We start from the raw sequence: 21473 nt of genomic DNA, 5'->3' as shown, positions 1-21473 counted from the left end.
TCGTACAGGTCATGACGTGCTGCCTACCGAGAATCGGCTGAGGCGGCGCGAGGACTTCGCAGCCGCAGTACGACGAGGGCGCCGAGCCGGTCGCCCGTTGCTCGTCGTCCATCTACGCAGCGGTACAACGGACCCGCATGTGCCTGGGGAGAGCACTCCCCCGACACGTGCGGGTTTCGTCGTGAGCAAGGCAGTGGGCGGAGCGGTCGTCCGCACCGCCGTGAAGCGGAAGCTTCGCCATCTGGCGCGCGATCGGCTCCCCCAGCTGCCCCCCGGTAGCCTGGTTGTCGTACGGGCGCTGCCCGGCGCGGGCACCGCCGACCATGCACAGCTGGCCCGAGACCTGGACGCCGCCCTGGCGCGGCTACTGGGAGGGGGCGCGCGATGAAATACCCGCTGCTGGCGCTCATCAAGTTGTACCAGTGGACGATCAGCCCGCTTCTGGGGCCTGTCTGCAGGTACTACCCGTCGTGTTCCCACTACGGATATACGGCTATCGACCGGCACGGTGCGGTGAAGGGAACGGCACTGACGGCCTGGCGCATCCTGCGATGCAACCCCTGGTCGCCGGGTGGCGTGGACCACGTTCCGCCGCGCAAACGTCCGCGTTGGCACGAACTGCTGCGCAATGCGTGGCGGACAAGCAAGGGCGGGCACTCCGGCCAGGAGACCGGCCCGGCCGCAGAGACCTCGCCCAATGCTCAAGGAGCCTGATTAGTGGACACGATTGCCAGTCTGTTCAGTTTTATCACCACCCCAGTTTCGTGGGTCATCGTCCAGTTCCACTCGCTGTACGGAGCCATCTTCGGCCCTGACACCGGCTGGGCCTGGGGCCTGTCCATCGTGTCCCTGGTGGTTCTGATCCGGATCTGCCTGATCCCGCTCTTCGTGAAGCAGATCAAGTCGACCCGTGGCATGCAGGCGCTCCAGCCGAAGATGAAGGCGATCCAGGAGCGCTACAAGAGCGACAAGCAGCGTCAGTCCGAAGAGATGATGAAGCTGTACAAGGAGACGGGTACCAACCCGCTCTCCTCGTGCCTGCCGATCATCGCGCAGTCGCCGTTCTTCTTTGCGCTGTACCACGTGCTTTCTGCCATCGCCAATGGGCAGACGAAGGGGTACATCGACAAGCCGCTCCTGGAGAGCGCGCAGAAGGCGCACATCTTCGGTGCCCCGCTGGCCGCGAAGTTCTTGGACAGCTCGGACAAGGTGGCGGCGCTCGGCGCCTCGCTGACCGACGTCCGGATCGTCACCGCGGTCATGATCGTCATGATGTCGGCGTCGCAGTTCTACACGCAGCGCCAGCTGATGACGAAGAACGTCGACATGTCCGTCAAGACGCCGTTCATGCAGCAGCAGAAGATGCTGATGTACGTCTTCCCGGTGATGTTCGCCGTGATGGGTGTCAACTTCCCCGTCGGTGTCCTCGTGTACTGGCTCACCACCAACGTGTGGACCATGGGACAGCAGATGTTCGTGATCCACCGGAACCCGACGCCGGGCAGCCAGGCACAGTCCGGCCTGCTGGAGCGGATGCAGAAGCACCTGGTCGCGCACGGTGCGACGCGGACGCGTCACCAGCGCAACATCATCAAGGGCATCGCGTCCAAGGAGACGAAGGACCGGAACGACGCCGAGCGTAAGTTCATCACCACGCTGAGCAAGGCCGGCCTCGTGGCCCAGGCCGATGGCACGGTCGAGAAGAGTGACGCGGCCGTGGCTGCCGAGGCCGAAGGCATCACCCTGGCTGAGGCCGCGCCGAAGCGTCAGCAGCCCAAGCGCCAGACCAAGGCGAAGCGCCAGACGGGTGCTGCCCCGGCAGGCCAGGCGCAGACCGGTGGGGCGAAGGCCTCGGAGAAGCCCGCCGACGCCAAGACGGCCGATGCTTCCTCCGAGAAGACCTCGCTGGACAAGGACGAGCCGAAGGCTGAATCCGAGCCGGACTCCAAGCCCGCTTCTCGTAATGCACGCCAAGCCAAGTCCGGGCAGCGCAAGGGCCAGCAGCGCCCCAAGCACCCGTCCAAGAAGTAAGAAGGAGTCCATCCCGTGACGGAAGGCACCACCACCTCCGCCGCCGCTGAGGGCGACACGCTGAGCAGGCTGGAGCAGGAAGGCGAGATCGCGGCTGACTACCTCGAGGGCCTGCTCGACATCGCTGACCTCGACGGTGACATCGATATGGACGTCGAGGCCGACCGTGCTGCGGTCTCGATCATCAGTGATGCGAGCAGTCGCGATCTTCAGAAGCTCGTGGGACGCGACGGTGAGGTGCTGGAGGCCCTCCAGGAGCTCACCAGGCTCGCGGTGCACCGGGAGACCGGGGACCGCAGTCGGCTGATGCTGGACATCGCGGGTTTCCGGGCCAAGAAGCGTGAGGAGCTCGCCGCGCTGGGCGCCAAGGCCGCCGACGAGGTGAAGAGCTCCGGCGAGCCGGTCAAGCTCGACCCGATGACGCCGTTCGAGCGCAAGGTAGTGCACGACGCGATCGCTGCAGCCGGGCTGCGCAGTGAGTCCGAGGGCGAGGAGCCGCAGCGCTTCGTCGTTGTGCTTCCGGCCTGACCGGTGCATTGTTCTGTCGGCCCCGTCTGTTCGCAGGCGGGGCCGATCTTTGTCAGCCTGTTGTCAGCCATCCATGCGGTATCGCGCGGTAAGGAAGGACGGTCCCCGTGACCGAGTCAGCGGAGCTCCCCCAGGCGCCGGAAGTGGCGCATGAGGTTTTCGGCGAGTTCTTCCCGGAAGTCGTTCGGTACGCGGAGCTGCTGGCGGACGCGGGGGTCAAGCGCGGGCTGATCGGACCGCGTGAGGTGCCCAGGCTCTGGGAGCGGCACCTGCTGAACTGCGCGGTGCTGTCCGAGGTGGTTCCTCAGGGAGTGACCATCTGCGATGTGGGCTCCGGTGCCGGGCTGCCGGGTATCCCACTGGCTCTGGTGCGCAGGGATCTGAAGATCACGTTGCTGGAACCCTTGCTGCGGCGAACCAACTTCCTGCAAGAGGTGGTGGAGCTGCTGGGGCTCGACCATGTGACGGTTGTTCGCGGCCGGGCAGAAGAGGTTCTGGGCAAGCTGCCGCCGGTCCATGTGGTGACGGCCCGCGCGGTGGCTCCGCTGGACCGGCTAGCCGGGTGGGGCGTGCCGCTGCTGCGTCCGTACGGGGAGATGCTGGCCCTCAAGGGCGATACCGCTGAAGAGGAGATTCAGGGCGCGCGGGCAGCACTGAGCAAGCTGGGCGTAGTCGAGACTTCGGTGCTTCAGGTCGGCGAGGGGATCGTCGATCCGCTATCCACGGTGGTGCGAGTCGAGGTGGGGGAGAGCCCCGGGGGCGTGCGCTTCGCCGCGAAGCGGGCGAAGGCGGCTCGGGTGAGCCGGACCCGGCGACGCCGTTAGGCGAGCGTGATGCCACGAACGCCGTAAAAGCTGCCAAATAGACTCAATTCGGAGTGTCGTGACGTTGTGACGTGGCGGCGAGGGCATCTTGTTTCACGTGAAACGTCGCTCTCTGCTGCATGGGATCATCAGTCGCAGTCGCGCGGCCTCTACGCCGCGGGATCGTAGACCCTTCGGGGTTACAGAGTTGTCCACAAAGGTGGATTCATCCACAGAAGAACATGCCTCGCTGGTTCACAACCCCGAAAGCATGGCAGGCTCTGTGCATTGTGAGCCTGAAGTCGAGGAGAGTGAATCCTTGCGGTCCGACGCCAACATCGCGGGACCGATGACCGATCCGGTCCCCGGTCCCCGTACCGAGTCGGCGGCAGAAGATGTTTCACGTGAAACACCGCCGCCGATGGACGACACCCCTATTGGTCGCGCTGCCCAACTGGCTGTAGAAGCTCTCGGCCGTGCCGGAGAGGGCCTGCCCCGGCCCGAGCAGACGCGCGTCATGGTGGTCGCCAACCAGAAGGGCGGCGTCGGTAAGACCACAACAACGGTCAACCTCGCCGCCTCGCTCGCGCTGCATGGCGCGCGTGTGCTGGTGATTGACCTGGATCCTCAGGGAAACGCCTCCACGGCACTGGGGATTGACCATCACTCCGAAGTTCCATCGATCTACGACGTCCTGGTAGAGAGCCGGCCGCTCTCCGAAGTGGTCCAGCCCGTTCCTGACGTCGAGGGTCTCTTCTGCGCCCCGGCCACCATCGATCTCGCAGGTGCTGAGATCGAGTTGGTGTCCCTCGTGGCTCGGGAGAGCCGCCTCCAGCGAGCGCTCCAAGCGTATGAACAGCCACTGGACTACATCCTCATCGACTGTCCACCCTCCTTGGGCCTGCTGACCGTCAACGCGATGGTGGCGGGCGCTGAGGTGCTGATCCCGATTCAGTGTGAGTACTACGCACTTGAGGGCCTGGGGCAGTTGCTGCGGAATGTCGACCTGGTCCGCGGGCATCTCAACCCCGAGCTTCATGTGTCGACGATTCTGCTCACCATGTACGACGGCAGAACTCGCCTTGCCTCGCAAGTGGCAGATGAGGTGCGCAGCCACTTCGTCCGCGAGGTCCTGAAGACCAGTATTCCGCGGTCGGTTCGTATCTCTGAGGCCCCGAGCTATGGGCAGACAGTCCTCACCTATGACCCCGGATCCAGCGGTTCGCTGTCGTACCTTGAAGCGGCCCGTGAGATCGCGCTTCGCGGCGTTGACGTGCACTACGACGGCCGGCACGCACAAACAGGCAGTCACAACAGTCAGCAGAGCATCTCGGAGGGGATCCAGTGAGTGAGCGACGCAGGGGGTTGGGACGTGGACTCGGTGCGCTGATCCCTGCCGCACCACAGGAGAAGGTGGGTCTCGCAGGCGCCGAGGCATCGTCCACTCCCGGGGCTGCACCAGTGATGACAGCAGAGCGGGGTGTGGCGGCAGCGAAGCTGGCGGCGCTGCCTACCGGAGCTGTTTCACGGGAATCGATTGTTCCTGCGCAGGAGTCGGCACCCGTAGCTGTGGCAGAGCAAGTGGAGCCTGCGGGCGCCTACTTCGCCGAGCTGCCGATCGACGCGATCACCCCCAACCCGCGCCAGCCGCGTGAGGTGTTCGACGACGACGCTCTCGCTGAGCTTGTCTCCTCCATCAAGGAGGTAGGCCTCCTGCAGCCTGTCGTGGTACGTCAGGCAGGCCCCGAACGCTTCGAGCTCATCATGGGCGAGCGGCGTTGGCGGGCCTGCCGTGCGGCAGACCTGGAGCGCATCCCGGCGATCGTCCGGGCCACGGACGACGAGAAGCTCCTCCTGGACGCGCTGCTGGAGAACCTTCACCGTTCTCAGCTGAACCCGCTTGAAGAGGCCGCGGCTTACGATCAGTTGCTCAAGGACTTCAATTGCACACACGATCAGCTCGCTGACCGGATCGGTCGCTCGCGGCCGCAGGTGTCCAATACCTTGCGGCTGTTGAGGCTCTCGCCCCCGGTGCAGCGCAGGGTTGCTGCCGGAGTCCTGTCCGCAGGACATGCGCGGGCGCTCCTGTCGGTGGACGACTCCGAGGAGCAGGACCGGTTGGCGCACCGCATTGTGGCGGAGGGGCTCTCGGTACGTGCGGTCGAGGAGATCGTCACGCTGATGCAGTCGCGTCCGCAGAGCGCTCCGAAGGCCAAGGGGCCGCGTGCTGGAGGGCGGGTGTCGCCGGCGCTCTCCGACCTTGCCTCACGGCTCTCGGATCGCTTCGAGACGCGGGTGAAGGTCGATCTGGGACAGAAGAAGGGGAAGATCGTCGTCGAGTTCGCTTCGATGGATGATCTGGACCGGATTCTTGGTTCGCTCGCTCCCGGCGAAGGACGAGTCCTGGAGAAGCGGCTCGCAGCCGAAGCCGAAGCCGTCGAGGAAGACGAGAACTGAGTCTGCGGCTGGCATCTGTTCAGAGGGCGGGGCGTGTCCGGTAGGCCGGAACACGCCCCGCCCTTTGCTTTCTCACGGTATCCGTCCGATCGCCGGGATGGATACGATGCGTTTTGGTATGGCGCATCCACCTTGATCCATCGCGGTGAGGGAGGGCAGGGGCCCATGCGAACGGTGAACCGCAGCCGACTGGTGACTGCTGGACTGGGGCTGGGGGTGGTCGGCGGATTCGTCGGCAGCCTGCTCAGGGAGTGGAGCGAGCTGAGCGCCGCTTGCGAAGCAGCGGGTGAGAGAAGTGAGGAACACCGTTCATGGGGCGTCGGCTTGTACCGCTCACGCTGGACAACCTTCCGGACCTTCCCAAGCGTTGCCGTTCATGTGTCTTCTGGGAACTCGACCCGGTCAGCGGGGAAGCCGCGATAGAGGCTGGTACGCCGGAGCTGGAGAAGGAAGCATGGATCTCGGCCGTGCTACTGGAGTGGGGTTCCTGCGGCCGGGTCGTCTACGTCGATGACGTGCCGGTGGGCTTCGTTCTCTATGCTCCGCCTGCGTATGTACCACGCTCGCTGGCTTTTCCCACGAGTCCCGTCTCTCCCGACGCCGTGCAGCTGATAACGGCGTGGATCACGCCGGGGTACCAGGGGCAGGGACTGGGGCGGGTGCTGGTGCAGACAGTAGCGAAGGATCTGCTCCGGAGGAACTTCAAGGCGATCGAGGTATTCGGCGATGCTCGGTGGAAGGAACCCGCCTGTCTGCTCCCCGCGGATCATCTGCTGGCGGTCGGGTTCAAGACGGTACGGCCGCATCCGAACTACCCCAGGCTACGGCTTGAGTTGCGTACAACTCTGTCCTGGAAGGAAGACGTGGAGCTTGCGCTGGACCGACTCTTGGGCGCAGTGAAGAAGGACCCAGTGCTGCGTCCGTTGTGAGGATCGCTCCCACAGAAGCCACCCGGAGCATCAAAACAGGGGCCGCCCTCAAGGGCGGCCCCTGTTTCACGTGAAACATAGGTGACGTCAGGCCTTGGTGGCCTCGTCGCCGATGAAGCCCTCAAGGTCGCGAATGATCGCGGCCTTCGGCTTGGCGCCGACGATGGTCTTGGCGACCTCGCCGCCCTGGTAGACGTTGAGCGTCGGAATGGACATCACGCCGTACTTTGCGGCAGTGCCCGGGTTCTCGTCGATGTTGAGCTTGACGACCTCGATCTGCTCACCGTACTCGGCTGCGATGGCCTCGAGAGACGGAGCGATCTGGCGGCACGGACCGCACCAGGCGGCCCAGAAGTCGACCAGTACGGGCTTGCCGCTCTTGAGGACATCCTGTTCGAAGGAGTCATCAGTTACGTTCTTCAGGGTGCCGGCCACGGCGGGCTCCTCTTTCTTCACGGGGTGTTCGGGATGGGGAATGCGGTGATCAGATGCTGGCGATCTTCTCGGGCTCTGCGGCCTTCTCGCTGTCGGCCAGGGCCGACAGGAAGCGCTCGGCGTCGAGGGCGGCGGAGCAGCCCGTCCCAGCAGCCGTGATGGCCTGCCGGTAGGTGTGGTCAACGACGTCACCAGCGCCGAAGACACCAGTGAGGTTGGTCCGGGTGGAAGGTGCGTCGACCTTCAGATAGCCCTCGTCGTCCAGGTCCAGCTGGCCCTTGAACAGTTCGGTGCGCGGATCGTGGCCGACGGCGATGAACAGGCCCGTCACCGGCAGCTCGGAGGTCTCCCCGGTCTTGGTGTTGCGCAGCGTCAGGCTGGAGAGCTTCTGCTCGCCGTGGATCACAGCCACCTCGCTGTCCCAGGCGAACTTGATCTTCGGGTCGGCGACGGCACGCTCCTGCATGGCCTTGGAGGCGCGCAGGGTGTCCCGGCGGTGCACGATGGTGACGGACTTGGCGAACCGGGAGAGGAAGGTGGCTTCCTCCATTGCGGTGTCGCCACCGCCGACGACGGCGATGTCCTGGTCCTTGAAGAAGAAGCCGTCGCAGGTGGCACACCAGGAGACGCCGCGTCCGGAGAGGGCATCCTCGTTCGGCAGGCCGAGCTTGCGGTGCTGCGAGCCAGTCGTGACGATGACCGCCTTGGCCTGGTGCACAGTGCCGGCCGTGTCGGTGACGGTCTTGATCTCGCCGGTCAGATCGACGGCCACGATGTCGTCGGGAACCAACTCGGCACCGAAGCGCTCCGCCTGGGCACGCATGCTGTCCATCAGGTCGGGTCCCATGATGCCGTCCTGGAATCCGGGGAAGTTCTCCACCTCGGTGGTGTTCATAAGCGCACCACCGGCGGTGACTGCACCTTCGAAGACCAGCGGCTGCAGCGACGCGCGCGCGGTATAGAGCGCGGCGGTGTAGCCGGCGGGCCCGGAGCCGATAATGATCACGTTACGGACGTCGCTCACGGGTTTCTTCCTCGTCTCTGCGGACTGCTTGCTGCCTACTGGGGCCAGGTCCAGCGGACTCTCACCCCACCCAACGGATCCTACGGGGCGTGCATTCCCGTGAGGGTCAGCCGCGGGGGTAGACGTGGGTCAGGAGCACCTTGCCGCGAGTGGACGGCGTGGCGTGGACGCATGCCGCGTCCACGACATACACCTGGACGCGGGTGCTGTCAGTGGGATGCGGCAGCACGACGAGGAAGGCATCGGAACCCTTGTAGATGCCCTTCTGCGCGGCGATCGGACCTTCCTCGCGTCCTATGCCCTTCTCGACACAGGGCGGCACGGCCACGTCGGGCCCGTTCTTGAGCGTTGTCGGGCCGGAGTCCATATGGACCGATGGAGCCTTCTTCTCCTGTGGGGAGACTGTGCTCGCCGTGGTGTCCGAGGCGAGCAGGGAGTGCACCTGGTCCTGCAGAGCGGCATCAATGAATACGGGTGTCCCCGCGCGCTTCGATGTCTTTCCCGCAGCGCTGGTGTCACCGCTCGACGCGGTGGGCGACGACTGCAGAAAGAACACACCGATACCGATGACCGCTGCCCCCAAGACCGCGCTAAGAGCAGCGACGTGACGTCGTCGCCGCGCCGTACGGCTTCTGCCGGGGCCTGTAGTGGCACGAGGACGCCCTGACGGGCGCTTGCCGTGAACGGGTTCCGCGCTGCGGGGCGGGAGTGATGTTTCACGTGAAACATGAGCCGCGCCTTCGCGCGGGGTGGCTTCGAGCAGGGACTCCGCAGCCAGAGCTACGTCCATACGCTCAGCGATATCGGCCGGCATGAGAACCGGCCCGGGCGCGGTTGCGAGCAGCTCCTGAATCTCCTGGAGGGAGCCTCTGACATCGGAACAGAGTGAGCAGGCGTCGATATGCTGCTGCATTTCCACTGCGCGGGATGGCGCAAGGAGACCTTCAGCGAGATCGGCGATCTCCGAGACATCGGGATGCTGAGACGTATCAGCCGTCGATGTCATGCGCGTCCACCTCCGCCCTTCACTGCAGCAGGATTCTGTGGTCCCGCGTCCTTCGGCCTCGACGCAGGTGGGACGGATGCTCCCGGCATCCGGTTCCTTGCTGCGTCGGCCGGGGTGTCGTTTCCTGTCTCCGCCGACTGCGGGCGCAGGTGCTTGAGGAGTGGGAGGAGTCTCGCCCGGCCGCGTGCACAGCGACTCTTCACGGTGCCTGTAGGCACATCAAGGATCTGCGCGGCCTCCGCCACGGGGTAGCCCTGCATGTCGACGAGGACGAGGGCGGCGCGCTGTTCCGCAGGGAGGGAGCTCATGGCTTTGATCAGTTCGCGGTGCAGGTCCTGGCGCTCTGCTGGCGCCTCGGCGGACTCATGAGGTTCGAGGAGCTGATCGAGGCGCTCCGCGTCGTCGACGGGCGAGGTCTTCCGTGTCGCTGCCTTACGGGCTCGATCGAGGCAGGCGTTGACCGTGATGCGATGCAGCCAGGTGGTGACGGCGGACTGGCCGCGAAAGGTGTGGGCGGCGCGGTAGGCGGAGACCAGTGCATCCTGGACGGCGTCGGCAGCCTCCTCGCGGTCGCCGAGCGTGCGCAGGGCGACGGCCCAGAGCCGGTCTCGGTGGCGCCGTACCAGCTCACCGAAGGCATCGGCGTCGCCGGCGACGTGGGCAGCCAGCAGCTCCTGGTCGCCGGCGGTACCGAGCGCGGTGTCGTCCAACGGTGAGCCCCCTCCCCTGTCCCTGATCAGCCGGAGAACTTCACATCCGTTATGGCCTGCTTGTAACCCGCTTCGCTGTACTGATCTCCGGGTGAATCCGGCATGGCCGTGATCCAGACCAGTACATAGCGCGTGTTCACCGGTTTGTCTGCCTTGAAACGCGCTGTGGTGCCGTTGGTGCTCGTAGAAGTGATCTTCTTCATCGAGCTCAGCGACGCCGAGGAGGACATTGAATCGGCTGCGTACAGGGAGATCGCGGTCTCGTTGCCCGAGTAGCGCAGCCCTATGGAAGCAGCCGATACGTCCTTCGCGGAACCCAGGTCGTAGACGATCCCCACCCCTCGCTTGAAGGGGGCCAGCTGGGGGCCGTCCTTGAAGGAGTAGGTACGCCAGTACGTCGAGCTGTCACCGTCGTAGGTCTTCCCGACATCGGCGGGGTGCTGGGGCTTGCCGTCCGGGTAGTACTCGGCTGCGTCCTTTACCGGGAGCGGCTGAAGAGCCTTCTGCTCGGCGGTGCCATTGTTGTTGCCGTTGTTGGTCTGGTTGGTGCCCGTACCGGTGGAGTCCTTGCCCCGGTCCAGAAGCGTGTCGGCGAGCTGCCAGCTGCCCAGACCCAGCGCGGCGATCAGCAGTGCGGAGACGGCCCACTTGAGCACCTTGCCGGTGCGGCCCTGGAGCGGCGGTGGAGGAGCGGCCACCGGCTGGGTGGGTGCCACCCTGGCGCCGGTCGCCGGACGGCCGTAGGTGCCCTGCTGGTAGTTCGTGCGCTGGTACTCGGGCGGCGGGGTGTAGGCGGGCTCCGGTGGTCGGATCCGAGGCATGGCGGCGACGGCCTTGGCGAGCTCGTCGGGGGTGGTGCAGGGCGGTTCCTGACGGGATGCGGTGGCGCCGTCATTGGCCAGGGCACGCATCGCGATCTCTGCGAGATCGCGGTTGACGCCGGCCCGTACCTGGTCCGGGGGGATCAGACCGACACCCTTGGGCAGGCCGGAGAGACCGTAGGCATCGGTTTCGTAGGGCCAGCGCTGCGTCAGCGCGGCATACAGCAGGGCGCCGACGGCCTCTGTGTCGGTCCGCTGCGGAGTGTCAGAGGTGATGCCGCGCAGGGCTGCGTTCACCGCGAGCCCGCGGATGCGGTACTGGCCGGAAGAGGTCCGCAGGACCGCGCTGGGCGTGAGCCTGAGGTGGGACAGGCCCTCGCGGTGCGCGGCGGCCATGGCTTGCGAGACCTGGCTGACGAGCTGGTAGGCGTCGTGGGCCTCCAGGGGGCCGGAAGCGAGCAGCGCGGTGATTTCAGTCGCGTCGGGCAGCCATTCGTGCACGACATAGACGAGATCGTTCTCCTCGACGGCATCCAGGACCTGCACGAAGCGCGGGTCGCCGAGAAGGGCCGAGGACCGGGCGGCCGCGAGGACGGCACGTGCCCGGGCGTGATCAGCGGGAAGCAGATGCACACCGACAGCGCGCCTGAGCTTCTCGTCGACCGCACGCCAACTGCTGAAACCGTCCAGACGGGTGACGCACTCCTCCAGCCGGTAGCGTCTGGCGAGTTTGTGCCCGCTGTGGAGCTCGGGCGCTGCTGCGGGCTCCGTCGGCTTCTTCTCGCTCTCCTCGTCCCGGGTGCCTTCACCGGCCGTGGTATCAGCCGTTTCCTGAGGTTCCACCGTGCCGTCGGCCGTGGCCTTGTCCGCCTTGGCGGCCAGCGGCTTGTCGCCACTGTTGTCGGCCACGTCGACGGCAGCCGTGCTACGTTCCGCCACCGTCGTTCCTGCCTCCCCATCCGTTGCGCGCTGTCGGCCAGTCTGCAAAGCCATGCCAATTGTGCCCACAGTCCGGCGCTATGCACGACACACGGCGTCGGACGATGGTTGTGCGATCCCGTCGGCGCCTAGCGGCCGAGGCGACCGCGCACCATGGCAACCATTGAGTTGAGCTCGGCGATCCGCATGCGCTTCGCCGCGATGAAGAACACACCGAGAAGTACGGCGCCGCCGACGACCAGCGCTGCCAGCGAGCCCAGTACTCCCTCTCCGAGTACCCGGATGATGCCGAATCCGACAGCTCCGCCGACAACGGCTCCCGGGATGGAAGCCAGCGCCAGGCGGGCGTACGTCCGGAGGATGTGCGTCCCGTCCAGGTCCCCGCCCAGCCGCTTGCGCAGCCTTCGCCAGGCGATCCCGACACCGACCGCGTAGGCCAGACCGTAGGAGGCGGCCATACCGACCACCGCCCACTGTGAGGGGAGGACGACGTAGCAGAGTGCGGAGGCCGCAGCGTTCACTGCGGCGACGATGACCGTGTTGTAGAAGGGGGTGCGGGTGTCCTCGTACGCATAGAAGCCACGCAGGACGACGTACTGCACCGAGTAGGGGATCAGGCCGAGGGCGAAGGCCATCAGGACATAGCCCATGGACTCCGATGCCTGTACGCCGCTGGAGGCGAACAGCAGGGTGCAGACCGGTACGCCCAGGGCGAGGAATGCGAAGGAGACCGGAACGATCGCCACAGCGGAGTTCCGCAGTCCCTGTGAGATGTCGTCGCGGACCGCGCCGACATCTCCGTCATTGGCGGCGCGGGAGATCCGCGGCAGCAGGGCGGCCATGACCGAGACGGTGATGATGGCCTGGGGCATCCCCCAGATCAGCTGCGCGTTCGAGTAGGCCATGATCCCCGCGCCGGACCGTCCGGAGGCCTTGCCCGCGGCGGTGGCGAGCTGGGTGACCACCAGGACACCCGCCTGGTTGGCGAGGACGAACAGGACCGTCCATTTGGCGAGCTTCACGGCCTTGCCGAGACCGTGTCCGCGCCAGTCGAAGCGCGGGCGGAAGCGGAAACCGGCTTCGCGCAGGTACGGGATCATCGACAGGGCCTGGACCGTCAGACCCAGCAGGGTGCCGATTCCGAGCAGCCGCACCCCGTCCGCAGGGATGGTCGTCACCTTCATGTGGGAGTCGGCGGAGGTGCCGTAGACCCAGATGAACAGTCCGAAGGTGAAGATCATGACGATGTTGTTGAGGACCGGAGTCCACATCATCGCGCCGAACTTTCCGCGGGCGTTCAGGATCTGCCCCATCACGACGTGCACACCCATGAAGAAGATGGTGGGCAGGCAGTAGCGCGCGAAGGTGACAGCGACGTTGTTGGCTGCCGGATCGTCGGCGATCGGCAGGGACATCAGCCGGATCAGCAGCGGCGCCGCGAAGACCGCGATACCGACGATGACGCCGAGGGCCACCATGACGACGGTGAGCAGACGGTTGGCGTAGGCCTCTCCACCGTCGTCGTCCTCCTTCATCGAGCGCACGAGCTGCGGCACGAACACGGAGTTGAGCCCGCCGCCCACGGTCAGGATGTAGATCATGGTGGGGAGCGTGTAGGCCACGGTGAAGGAGTCGCCGAGCGTCGCCGCACCCAGCGCGGCAGTGATCACCATGGTGCGTACAAAGCCGGTGAGGCGGGAGACCAGGGTCCCTGCGGCCATCACCGCGCTCGACTTCAGCAGGCCGGATGCCCCGCCCGACTTCTCGGGGGGAGGGGCGGGAGCGGGCTCCTGCGGGCCACCGGGCGGCGGAACGGGCGCGGCGCCCTGCTGGTCCCGGAAGAGATGGGCGAACGCGTCCTGCTGTTCCGGTTCGCCGGCTGCCTGGGTCACCAGGTCGTCGACCCCGACGAACTGGGTCGTCGCGTCATCCCCGTACGGAAGGTAGCGGGACGGGCCCTCCGGCTCGGGTGCTGGGGTCTGTGCCCAGACCCGGGGGTCCGGTGGGTACTGCGCCGCAGGCGGCTGCTGGTACATCGGCTGCGGCTCGGTGTAGGTGCCCGGGGGAGGCGGGGGGTGAGACGCACGGTCGTAGAGCGCATCCGCCACCGGGTCCTGGGCACCGAGATCATGTGCCCCGTACGGGTCGTAGCTGTAGGCATCCTGGACATACGGATCCGGGGCAGGCTGATTCTGGCCCGCCGCGGGGTGCTCGGGGGGCGTCCCACCGGAATACGCAGCCCCGCCCCCAGAACCCTGGTCACGGTCACCGTCGTACGGCGCGTTCATTGGTTACCCCACCTCATCGTCCCCGGCCGGCCGGCCACGACATCGCTCAACGGTCCACTTTCTCACCCGTGCCCGGCGGGTTGCCGTTTTCCGCTCCGGTGTCCGCCCCCGGGTCACTCGGCTGCTCCGGGTCCTCGCCCCCGGCAGCGGCCGCACGAGCGGCGGCCCGCTTGCGATGCGTGTACATCCTGATTCCGGCGAGTACCAGGAGCAGAAGACCTCCGGCGATCACCAGCATGACCGTCAGCGTCATCTCCGAGACTGTCACTGTGAAGGGCATTGCCTTCGCGCTGCCGTACGGCGTGCCGTCCTCGGTGAAGAGCTGGGCGTACACCCTGACGGGCCCGTTGGCGTTGATCGACGTCGTGAACTTCACCGTCTGGCTGTGCCCGCCCGCGATCTCCAGGGGCTGCTCGGCGACGGCCGCCTTGTCGTCTCCGAGCTGCAGACGGTTGGGGCTGGTCGAGCGCAGCTTCAGCACCAGGTGCTTGACGGGCTGAAGCAACTTGTTCTGCACGGTCACCGGGATCGTCGCACTGCGTCCGGACAGCGTCATGTCGGACTTCTGGACGATCTGCACCTCGCCGGTGAGGCTCTGCAGATATGACTGGACCCCGCTCCGGTAGGCGCTTGCCCCCTTGGCATCGCCACGCCACGAGGTCGCCATGGACCGGTCCATGGCGTTGCTGAACGGCGTCACCACCCGGTCCGGCTGGCTCAGGATGATCTTGAAGTTGTCGAGCGTCGACTGCGTGGTCCTGACGTCCTGGAACGCCTTGACAGGCAGCTCCTGGCGGCGCAGGGACGACGGGTACGCCGATGAGCTCGGCACCGTCGTCGTCGCGTTGGGATCCGCCTTGGCCTTGGCCGCGTCGATGAGGTTGAGGGGCTCGGTCCAGCGGTTCTCGTCCAGAGTGCGTAGCGCGCTCGCCATCGACTGTGCCTGGCTGACGGAGGGCATCCGCTGGGGGGCGACGACGATGCTGCGCTGCTTGGACGGCTCCTGCAGGTTCAGAGCCAGGGTCTGGGCGAGGTAGTTCTGCACTGCGAGAGTGGAGGCACCTGCCTGGGCCATGTCGCCCTGGAAGGCATTGGAGAGCCGGGAGTCGGAAACCACTGCCGTGGTGCCGCCGCCGATGGGCCGGGCCGCTGTGGGGGTGTACGGCAGTCCGGCCGTCTCTTGCAGACTGTCGCTGCTGGCGATCACATTGTGGGCCCCGGCAGAGGTGGCCACATCAACGATCGAAGGGTCGATCGCGCCACTGGCCGGCCAGGCGAAATCGGTGGACGCCTTCACATGCAGGATCGTCTGCACGGTCTTGCCGGCGATCTCGGTGGCCGACTGCAGATGGCTCAGCGCGCCGGGAACGTTCTTGCCGTGGTGGGCCAGAGAGGCAAGATCGGGATCCGCGAACGGTAGAGCGACGACCTTCTGGCCCTTTACCGCGTCTTCCAGGTCACTCAGCCATTTCTTGGCGACGGCCTGGTTCTTGCCGGCGACCTGGGTGTCTCCGACCTGGATCTGATAGTTCCGGGTCATCGCGTCGACGCTCGCCAGCAGATCCGGGTCGATGACCCAGGTGACCGGCAGGGAGCGGCCCAGCGAGACCATCTGCTCCAGGCGGCCGCCGGGCGCGAGCTCCTCCGCCAGGTCGTCGTTCTCGAAGACCGGCGTCTGCTGAGCGTCGGCGCTGGTCTCGGCTCGCAGATGGATCTTCGAGATGAGGGGCCACACCGAGGTGATCTGTGTCTTCTTGCTCTGCGCAGTGGGCTGCCAGGGCAGGAAGGTCCGCTGGATGCCGAGCACCTGCTCGTACGGGGCACCGGCTGTCTGTCCGGAGAGGGAGACGCCGAGCTGGTACACGCCGTCCGCACCGAGATTCATCTTGCTCACCGGGACCGAGATCGAGAAGTTCTCGCTGATCCCCGAGGGCAGCTTCGCGAATTTCGCCGTGTACTTGCCGCCGACCTCCTGAGGGTCTGCACCCGTGAGGTCGGAGGAGTGCTTTGCCGCGTCATCGATGGCGGATCTGCCGGCAAGGCGCGGCCCCACGCGAACACCGACGTGGGCGTCAGTGACGGTCTCCTTGCGCTTGTTCGTCACCGTGCCCGTGATGGTGACGCTGTCGCCCTTCACCGGTGCGCTGGGTGACAACGCATCGAGACTGACGGCTACGGCGCCGGTGTTCCGTGCGGTGACGGCGGCCTGTGCAGGGGCCGCTGCCGGGCCGTAGAAAAGGCCCGCCATGAGCGTTCCACCGGCGAGCAGCGACGCAGTGCGCCGCAGCCACCGGCGGGCAGGAGAAGGAGTCATCTCCTGGAAGTGTGCCGCCTCGGCCACGCGCTTGCCCGTCCCTCGTCTTCGTCAGCTGATTCGGTGGTTCTCGGTTGCTGCGTCCACGCATGGTAACGATGTGCCCTGGGCCTAAGTGCCGCGGACTGGTCCACATGATCAGAAGGGTGGGCACAGCTGCCGGGAAATCGGGACGCTCCGGTCGGCACGGGCACGTACCCTTTTCTGTTGTGCCGAACGCCAATGATGACAATCCCAGTGCACTGAGTCAGGTGCAGCACCGCGCGGTCACAGAACTGCTGCGGGTTTCCCCGGTCGCCGACGACCTAGCCCGCCGTTTCCAGGATGCCGGGCACCGCCTCGCGCTGGTCGGAGGTTCGGTCAGGGACGCGCTGCTCGGCCGGCTCGGCAACGATCTGGACTTCACCACCGACGCTCGACCCGACGACGTACTGAAGATTGTCCGGCCCTGGGCCGATGCGGTGTGGGAAGTCGGAATTGCCTTCGGGACGGTCGGCTGCCAGAAGGACGGCTACCTGATCGAGGTCACGACGTACCGCTCCGAGGCGTACGACAGGACCTCGCGCAAGCCTGAGGTGTCCTACGGCGACTCCATCGAGGAAGACCTCCTGCGTCGCGATTTCACAGTCAATGCGATGGCAGTCGCTCTTCCCGAGAAGGCATTCATCGATCCGCACGGCGGTCTTGAGGATCTTGCCGGACGGATGCTGCGTACCCCTGGTAGGCCGGAGGATTCGTTCTCCGACGATCCGCTGCGCATGATGCGGGCCGCCCGGTTCGCGGCTCAGCTGGACTTCGAGGTTGCGCCTGAGGTTGTCGCCGCGATGACGGCCATGTCCGAGCGCATCGGGATCGTCTCGGCGGAGCGCGTACGTGACGAGCTCAACAAACTGCTGTTGTCCGCGAGCCCGCGTAAGGGCCTCGCTCTCCTTGTCGACACCGGTCTTGCCGAATGGGTGCTCCCTGAACTTCCCGCGCTGCGTCTGGAGAGTGATGAGCACCACCGGCACAAGGATGTGTACGAGCACTCGCTGACCGTGCTGGAGCAGGCCATCGATCTGGAGCAGGACGGTCCTGATCTGGTGCTCCGGCTGGCGGCCCTGCTCCATGACATCGGTAAGCCCAAGACGAGGCGCTTCGAGAAGGACGGTGGCGTCTCCTTCCATCACCACGAGGTGGTGGGCGCGAAGCTGACGAAGAAGCGTCTGACCGCGCTCAAGTACTCCAATGACATGGTGAAGGACGTCACGAAGCTGGTGGAGCTCCACCTGCGCTTCCACGGCTACGGGACCGGGGAGTGGACCGACTCGGCTGTGCGGCGCTATGTGCGTGATGCCGGACCACTGCTGGAGCGGCTGCACAAGCTCACGCGATCGGACTGCACCACACGTAACAAGCGCAAGGCCAACGCCCTTTCGCGTGCGTACGACGGCCTGGAAGAGCGCATTGCGCATCTGCAGGAGCAGGAAGAACTCGACTCCCTCCGTCCAGACCTGGATGGCAACCAGATCATGGAGATCCTGGGTGTCGGTCCGGGTCCTGTGATCGGTAACGCCTACAAGTTCCTGCTTGAGCTGCGGCTGGAGAACGGGCCGATGGAGCACGGCGCCGCGGTGGCAGCGCTCAAGGAGTGGTGGGCCGCGCAGAACTGAGGTCGATGTTTCACGTGAAACATGACGGCCGGCACGGCAAAGGGGCGGTGTTTCACGTGAAACACCGCCCCTTCGTGACTCAACTGCAGCGGGCTACTTCTTGTAGTCCGTCAGGCAGAGAGTGAAGTCCTTGCTGCCACCGGTCTCGGTGTACGAGTTGTACTTGGTGCGGTCGCAGGTCTCGTCGCCATCCTTCTTCTCTGCGACCTTGTACTGGGCCTTCGCGTCATTGCAGTCCACGACCTCGAGTTTCGGGTCGGTGTCGCTGGAGCTGCCTCGGTGCATGCAGTCGCCGACCTTGGCCGTATCGGCGTCGTCCTGGCTGGAGTACCAGGTGAAGGCCGCCACGCCGATAACGACCACGGCGATGACGATCCGGAGGATCTTCTTGCCGTTGCCGGGACGCGGCGCCACCGGGGCCATCGGTATCTGGCCGCCGCCCTGGTTGAAGTACGGAGATGGCTGCTGCGGGACGCCCGGCTGCCCCGGCTGTCCATACGGGCCCGGCTGCTGCGGCTGCTGTCCGTACGGGCCGGGCTGCTGCGGCGGCTGACCGTACGGATTGCCGCCCTGGGGCTGTCCATAGGGAGTATTGGGCTGCTGGGCGTATGGGTTCTGGCCCTGGGGCGGCGGAGTAGACATGGTTGGGATCCCCCTTGAAGCGGTACGCGTATGCGCGGTTGTCAACGCCCGTAAAATAGCGGGCCGCTCCGAGATTTCTGTCACTGAGATGGAGTCTGTGGCTCTGATGTGACACATACGTGCGTCGATAACGGGCCATAGGCGCAGTAAATGCTGCTCAGCCGAAGGTGACTGTGCCAAAGGGCGGCTCGGGGGCGAGCTCCGCACGGTGCATCACGGGCCCCCGGCGGCCGGACATGGGAAGAGCCCCGGACAGGCTGTCCGGGGCTCTCAACGGTCAGCGGTCGACCGTTCTCAGACCGAGCTTCAGCGCTCGACCTCGCCCTTGATGAACTTCTCGACGTTCTCGTAGGCCTCGTCGTCGAAGTACTGCACCGGCGGCGACTTCATGAAGTACGAGGAGGCGGAGAGGATCGGGCCGCCGATACCGCGGTCCTTGGCGATCTTCGCGGCACGCACGGCGTCGATGATGACACCGGCGGAGTTCGGGGAGTCCCACACCTCGAGCTTGTACTCAAGGTTCAGCGGGACGTCACCGAAGGCACGGCCCTCAAGGCGCACGTACGCCCACTTGCGGTCGTCCAGCCAGGCCACGTAGTCCGAGGGGCCGATGTGGACGTTGTCGGCGCCCAGGTCACGGTCGCGGATCTGCGAGGTGACCGACTGCGTCTTGGAGATCTTCTTGGACTCCAGGCGGTCGCGCTCCAGCATGTTCTTGAAGTCCATGTTGCCGCCGACGTTCAGCTGCATGGTGCGCTCGAGGCGCACACCGCGGTCTTCGAAGAGCTTGGCCATGACGCGGTGCGTGATGGTGGCGCCCACCTGCGACTTGATGTCGTCGCCGACGATCGGCACGCCCGCCTCGGTGAACTTGTCCGCCCACTCCTTGGTGCCGGCGATGAAGACCGGGAGAGCGTTGACGAACGCGACCTTGGCGTCGATGGCGCACTGCGCGTAGAACTTCGCGGCGACCTCGGAACCGACGGGCAGGTAGCAGACGAGGACGTCCACCTGCTTGTCCTTGAGGACCTGGACGATGTCGACCGGAGCCTCGTCCGACTCCTCGATGGTCTCGCGGTAGTACTTGCCGAGACCGTCGTGGGTGTGGCCGCGCTGGACCTTCACACCGGTGTTCGGTACATCGGCGATCTTGATGGTGTTGTTCTCACTGGCGCCGATGGCATCCGCGAGGTCGAGGCCGACCTTCTTCGCATCGACATCGAAGGCGGCGACGAACTCGACGTCACCTACGTGGTAGTCGCCGAACTGGACGTGCATCAGACCGGGCACCTTGCCGGCCGGATCTGCGTCCTTGTAGTACTCGACGCCCTGCACCAGCGAGGCGGCGCAGTTGCCCACGCCGACGATGGCTACGCGAACCGAACCCATTCCGGTTGCTCCCTGTGTGTTCTCGACGAAACCCTGCGGACGCAGAGCTTCACTTAGCGATGTCCTCGGACGGATCCGGCGGGGTGGTACCCCGATGCCGGGGCAGGCCGCCCGTATCTCCTGATATGTCCTGCTGAGCGGCGTCGGCGTCGGGGGATCGTCGCTGATCCCGGCCCGCACGCTCGCTCTCGATGAGCTCGTTCAGCCAGCGCACTTCGCGCTCCACGGACTCCATGCCGTGCCGCTGCAGCTCAAGCGTGTAGTCGTCCAGCCGCTCGCGCGTCCGGACCAGAGAGGCGCGCATCTTCTCCAGGCGCTCCTCCAGCCGGCTGCGGCGGCCTTCCAGCACCCGCATCCGCACCTCGCGCTCCGTCTGCCCGAAGAAGGCGAAACGGGCAGCGAAATGCTCGTCCTCCCAGGTGTCGGGTCCGGTGTGCGAGAGGAGCTCTTCGAAGTGCTCCTTACCGTCCGCAGTCAACCTGTAGACGATCTTGGCGCGGCGTCCTGCGAGTGAAGCCGCTACTGCGTCCTCCGGGGCGCTGCCCGGCTCCTCGATCAACCAGCCGCTGGCGACCAGCGTCTTGAGGCAGGGGTAGAGGGTCCCGTAACTGAAGGCCCTGAAGATCCCCAGTGAGGTGTTCAGACGTTTGCGCAGCTCATAGCCGTGCATTGGAGACTCTCGGAGCAGACCGAGTACGGCGAATTCGAGGATGCCGGAGCGCCTGCTCAACCTTCGCCTCCTCTGTAGTCCGGGTCACTTATGCCGTGCTGATGTATCGACTCGATACATCAGCACGATAGAACGACCTTGCGTTTGCGACAAGTGGAGTCATCGTGAGCGGCGTCACATCATCGATTCACAGGCATCAACTTGCCTGATTTGAGCGGAACCTCGGCACTGAGAAGGTTTTGCGCGTGCGTAGTCTGTGCGGCATGCAGACCGCCGGGGACCGAGTGACACCAGGGGACGTCAGCCGTCTCGGTCCACGGAATGCAACGTGTACGAGCCCGGCCGAGGGCCTGTGCACACTGCGGATGCGCCCTTCCGAGGGGCTGTCCGCGGATCGGGGGGACCGGAACTCAACTGCCGTTTCCAGGCGTTAGTGCCTGCCCGAGGAGTAGTCGTTCGATGAGCGAGCACCGTCGCAAACCGCCACAGCCGCAGAGTGGTGGACGTGCCGCGGCCAGGCGAGACGCCCAGCAGCCTTCCGGCCGCCGCGCAGCTCCCCCGCGAACCACCACCGGGTCGCCTTCAGGTTCCCAGGACGAGGAGGATCGCCCCTACGGCGGCCGTGCCGAAGCCAGACGGGCTGCCCAGCGCAGCGGGGGCGGGCGCCGTCGTGCTGCTGAAGCAGGCGGCCGCGGCGGTCGGCGCGGTGCCGGCGGCGGTGGCCGAGGAGGGCGCGGCGGCCGCGGCAGCGGCCCGGAAGGCGGCGGTGGCCGGGGTCCGAACAAGAAGAGGTTCATCGACTACCCGCGGGCGAACCAGTACGGCTGGCGTCACT

Annotated in this window: 20 protein-coding genes; 9 read left to right on the top strand and 11 right to left on the bottom strand. The window is 66.0% G+C overall.

Features of this window, described 5'->3' with window-relative positions; translation table 11 throughout:
• Positions 1-16 precede the first annotated feature (16 nt).
• The 8 genes from rnpA to OHB13_RS18565 all read left to right on the top strand — a co-directional run bounded on the left by rnpA (position 17) and on the right by OHB13_RS18565 (position 6748).
• Positions 17-388: a ribonuclease P protein component gene (rnpA, locus tag OHB13_RS18600; RefSeq protein ID WP_328377853.1), complete on the top strand. Its 372-nt coding sequence runs from the start codon at positions 17-19 to the stop codon at positions 386-388.
• On the top strand, positions 385-714 hold the full coding sequence (gene yidD, locus OHB13_RS18595; RefSeq protein WP_250302354.1) for a membrane protein insertion efficiency factor YidD: 330 nt from the start codon (positions 385-387) through the stop codon (positions 712-714). Before rnpA ends, yidD begins: the two co-directional genes overlap by 4 nt.
• A 3-nt stretch (positions 715-717) precedes the next feature.
• Complete coding sequence (yidC, locus tag OHB13_RS18590; RefSeq protein WP_328377852.1) at positions 718-2031, top strand: membrane protein insertase YidC; 1314 nt, start codon at positions 718-720, stop codon at positions 2029-2031.
• 15 nt (positions 2032-2046) lie between these two features.
• A complete protein-coding gene (locus OHB13_RS18585; RefSeq protein ID WP_266855226.1) occupies positions 2047-2559 on the top strand; it encodes a Jag family protein in 513 nt (170 codons plus the stop codon).
• 107 nt (positions 2560-2666) lie between these two features.
• The gene (rsmG, locus tag OHB13_RS18580) at positions 2667-3383 is read left to right on the top strand and encodes a 16S rRNA (guanine(527)-N(7))-methyltransferase RsmG (protein ID WP_266855227.1); all 717 of its coding nucleotides are present in this window, start codon (positions 2667-2669) and stop codon (positions 3381-3383) included.
• 250 nt (positions 3384-3633) lie between these two features.
• Positions 3634-4710: an AAA family ATPase gene (locus OHB13_RS18575; protein ID WP_323183940.1), complete on the top strand. Its 1077-nt coding sequence runs from the start codon at positions 3634-3636 to the stop codon at positions 4708-4710.
• On the top strand, positions 4707-5819 hold the full coding sequence (locus tag OHB13_RS18570) for a ParB/RepB/Spo0J family partition protein (protein WP_328377851.1): 1113 nt from the start codon (positions 4707-4709) through the stop codon (positions 5817-5819). The genes OHB13_RS18575 and OHB13_RS18570 overlap by 4 nt, the downstream gene beginning before the upstream one ends.
• Before the next feature lie 311 nt (positions 5820-6130).
• Positions 6131-6748: a GNAT family N-acetyltransferase gene (locus OHB13_RS18565; protein ID WP_266855229.1), complete on the top strand. Its 618-nt coding sequence runs from the start codon at positions 6131-6133 to the stop codon at positions 6746-6748.
• Between the two features lie 87 nt (positions 6749-6835).
• Here OHB13_RS18565 and trxA read toward each other — a convergent pair whose 3' ends face one another.
• The 7 genes from trxA to OHB13_RS18530 all read right to left on the bottom strand — a co-directional run bounded on the left by trxA (position 6836) and on the right by OHB13_RS18530 (position 16312).
• The gene (trxA, locus tag OHB13_RS18560) at positions 6836-7183 is read right to left on the bottom strand and encodes a thioredoxin (RefSeq protein WP_266855230.1); all 348 of its coding nucleotides are present in this window, start codon (positions 7181-7183) and stop codon (positions 6836-6838) included.
• Positions 7184-7232: 49 nt separating this feature from the next.
• On the bottom strand, positions 7233-8207 hold the full coding sequence (gene trxB / locus OHB13_RS18555; RefSeq protein ID WP_328377850.1) for a thioredoxin-disulfide reductase: 975 nt from the start codon (positions 8205-8207) through the stop codon (positions 7233-7235).
• A 106-nt stretch (positions 8208-8313) separates the two neighbouring features.
• Positions 8314-9213: a hypothetical protein gene (locus OHB13_RS18550; RefSeq protein ID WP_328377849.1), complete on the bottom strand. Its 900-nt coding sequence runs from the start codon at positions 9211-9213 to the stop codon at positions 8314-8316.
• Positions 9210-9923, bottom strand: coding sequence for an RNA polymerase sigma factor SigM (gene sigM / locus OHB13_RS18545; RefSeq protein ID WP_328377848.1), 714 nt, complete (start codon positions 9921-9923; stop codon positions 9210-9212). The genes OHB13_RS18550 and sigM overlap by 4 nt, the downstream gene beginning before the upstream one ends.
• 26 nt (positions 9924-9949) lie before the next feature.
• A complete protein-coding gene (locus OHB13_RS18540; protein WP_328377847.1) occupies positions 9950-11683 on the bottom strand; it encodes a protein kinase family protein in 1734 nt (577 codons plus the stop codon).
• A gap of 128 nt (positions 11684-11811) precedes the next feature.
• Positions 11812-13971: a murein biosynthesis integral membrane protein MurJ gene (gene murJ / locus OHB13_RS18535; RefSeq protein WP_328377846.1), complete on the bottom strand. Its 2160-nt coding sequence runs from the start codon at positions 13969-13971 to the stop codon at positions 11812-11814.
• Positions 13972-14017: 46 nt separating this feature from the next.
• Positions 14018-16312: a DUF6049 family protein gene (locus OHB13_RS18530; protein ID WP_266855236.1), complete on the bottom strand. Its 2295-nt coding sequence runs from the start codon at positions 16310-16312 to the stop codon at positions 14018-14020.
• A gap of 182 nt (positions 16313-16494) precedes the next feature.
• Between OHB13_RS18530 and OHB13_RS18525 the strand changes: the two genes are divergently transcribed.
• Positions 16495-17937: a CCA tRNA nucleotidyltransferase gene (locus tag OHB13_RS18525; protein WP_328377845.1), complete on the top strand. Its 1443-nt coding sequence runs from the start codon at positions 16495-16497 to the stop codon at positions 17935-17937.
• Positions 17938-18030: 93 nt separating this feature from the next.
• Here OHB13_RS18525 and OHB13_RS18520 read toward each other — a convergent pair whose 3' ends face one another.
• From OHB13_RS18520 to OHB13_RS18505, 4 genes are all read right to left on the bottom strand, one after another.
• Complete coding sequence (locus tag OHB13_RS18520) at positions 18031-18579, bottom strand: LppU/SCO3897 family protein (RefSeq protein ID WP_266855237.1); 549 nt, start codon at positions 18577-18579, stop codon at positions 18031-18033.
• Between the two features lie 306 nt (positions 18580-18885).
• The gene (locus OHB13_RS18515) at positions 18886-19968 is read right to left on the bottom strand and encodes an inositol-3-phosphate synthase (RefSeq protein WP_266855238.1); all 1083 of its coding nucleotides are present in this window, start codon (positions 19966-19968) and stop codon (positions 18886-18888) included.
• Between the two features lie 49 nt (positions 19969-20017).
• Positions 20018-20698, bottom strand: coding sequence for a PadR family transcriptional regulator (locus tag OHB13_RS18510; protein WP_266855239.1), 681 nt, complete (start codon positions 20696-20698; stop codon positions 20018-20020).
• A 522-nt stretch (positions 20699-21220) separates the two neighbouring features.
• The gene (locus tag OHB13_RS18505) at positions 21221-21472 is read right to left on the bottom strand and encodes a hypothetical protein (RefSeq protein WP_328377844.1); all 252 of its coding nucleotides are present in this window, start codon (positions 21470-21472) and stop codon (positions 21221-21223) included.
• Position 21473 lies beyond the last annotated feature (1 nt).

The sequence above is a fragment of the Streptomyces sp. NBC_00440 genome (assembly GCF_036014215.1).
GTDB lineage: Bacteria > Actinomycetota > Actinomycetes > Streptomycetales > Streptomycetaceae > Streptomyces.
The sequence above is the reverse complement of the archived record's forward strand: the minus strand, read 5'-3'. Positions and strand labels throughout refer to the sequence as shown.

Excerpts from the sequence above, each read along its gene's own strand:
- OHB13_RS18550 (WP_328377849.1), bottom strand. The coding sequence starts at position 9,213 with ATGACATCGACGGCTGATACGTCTCAGCATCCCGATGTCTCGGAGATC.
- murJ (WP_328377846.1), bottom strand. The coding sequence starts at position 13,971 with ATGAACGCGCCGTACGACGGTGACCGTGACCAGGGTTCTGGGGGCGGG.
- OHB13_RS18520 (WP_266855237.1), bottom strand. The coding sequence starts at position 18,579 with ATGTCTACTCCGCCGCCCCAGGGCCAGAACCCATACGCCCAGCAGCCC.
- OHB13_RS18565 (WP_266855229.1), top strand. The coding sequence starts at position 6,131 with ATGGGGCGTCGGCTTGTACCGCTCACGCTGGACAACCTTCCGGACCTT.
- OHB13_RS18575 (WP_323183940.1), top strand. The coding sequence starts at position 3,634 with ATGGCAGGCTCTGTGCATTGTGAGCCTGAAGTCGAGGAGAGTGAATCC.
- OHB13_RS18515 (WP_266855238.1), bottom strand. The coding sequence starts at position 19,968 with ATGGGTTCGGTTCGCGTAGCCATCGTCGGCGTGGGCAACTGCGCCGCC.
- yidD (WP_250302354.1), top strand. The coding sequence starts at position 385 with ATGAAATACCCGCTGCTGGCGCTCATCAAGTTGTACCAGTGGACGATC.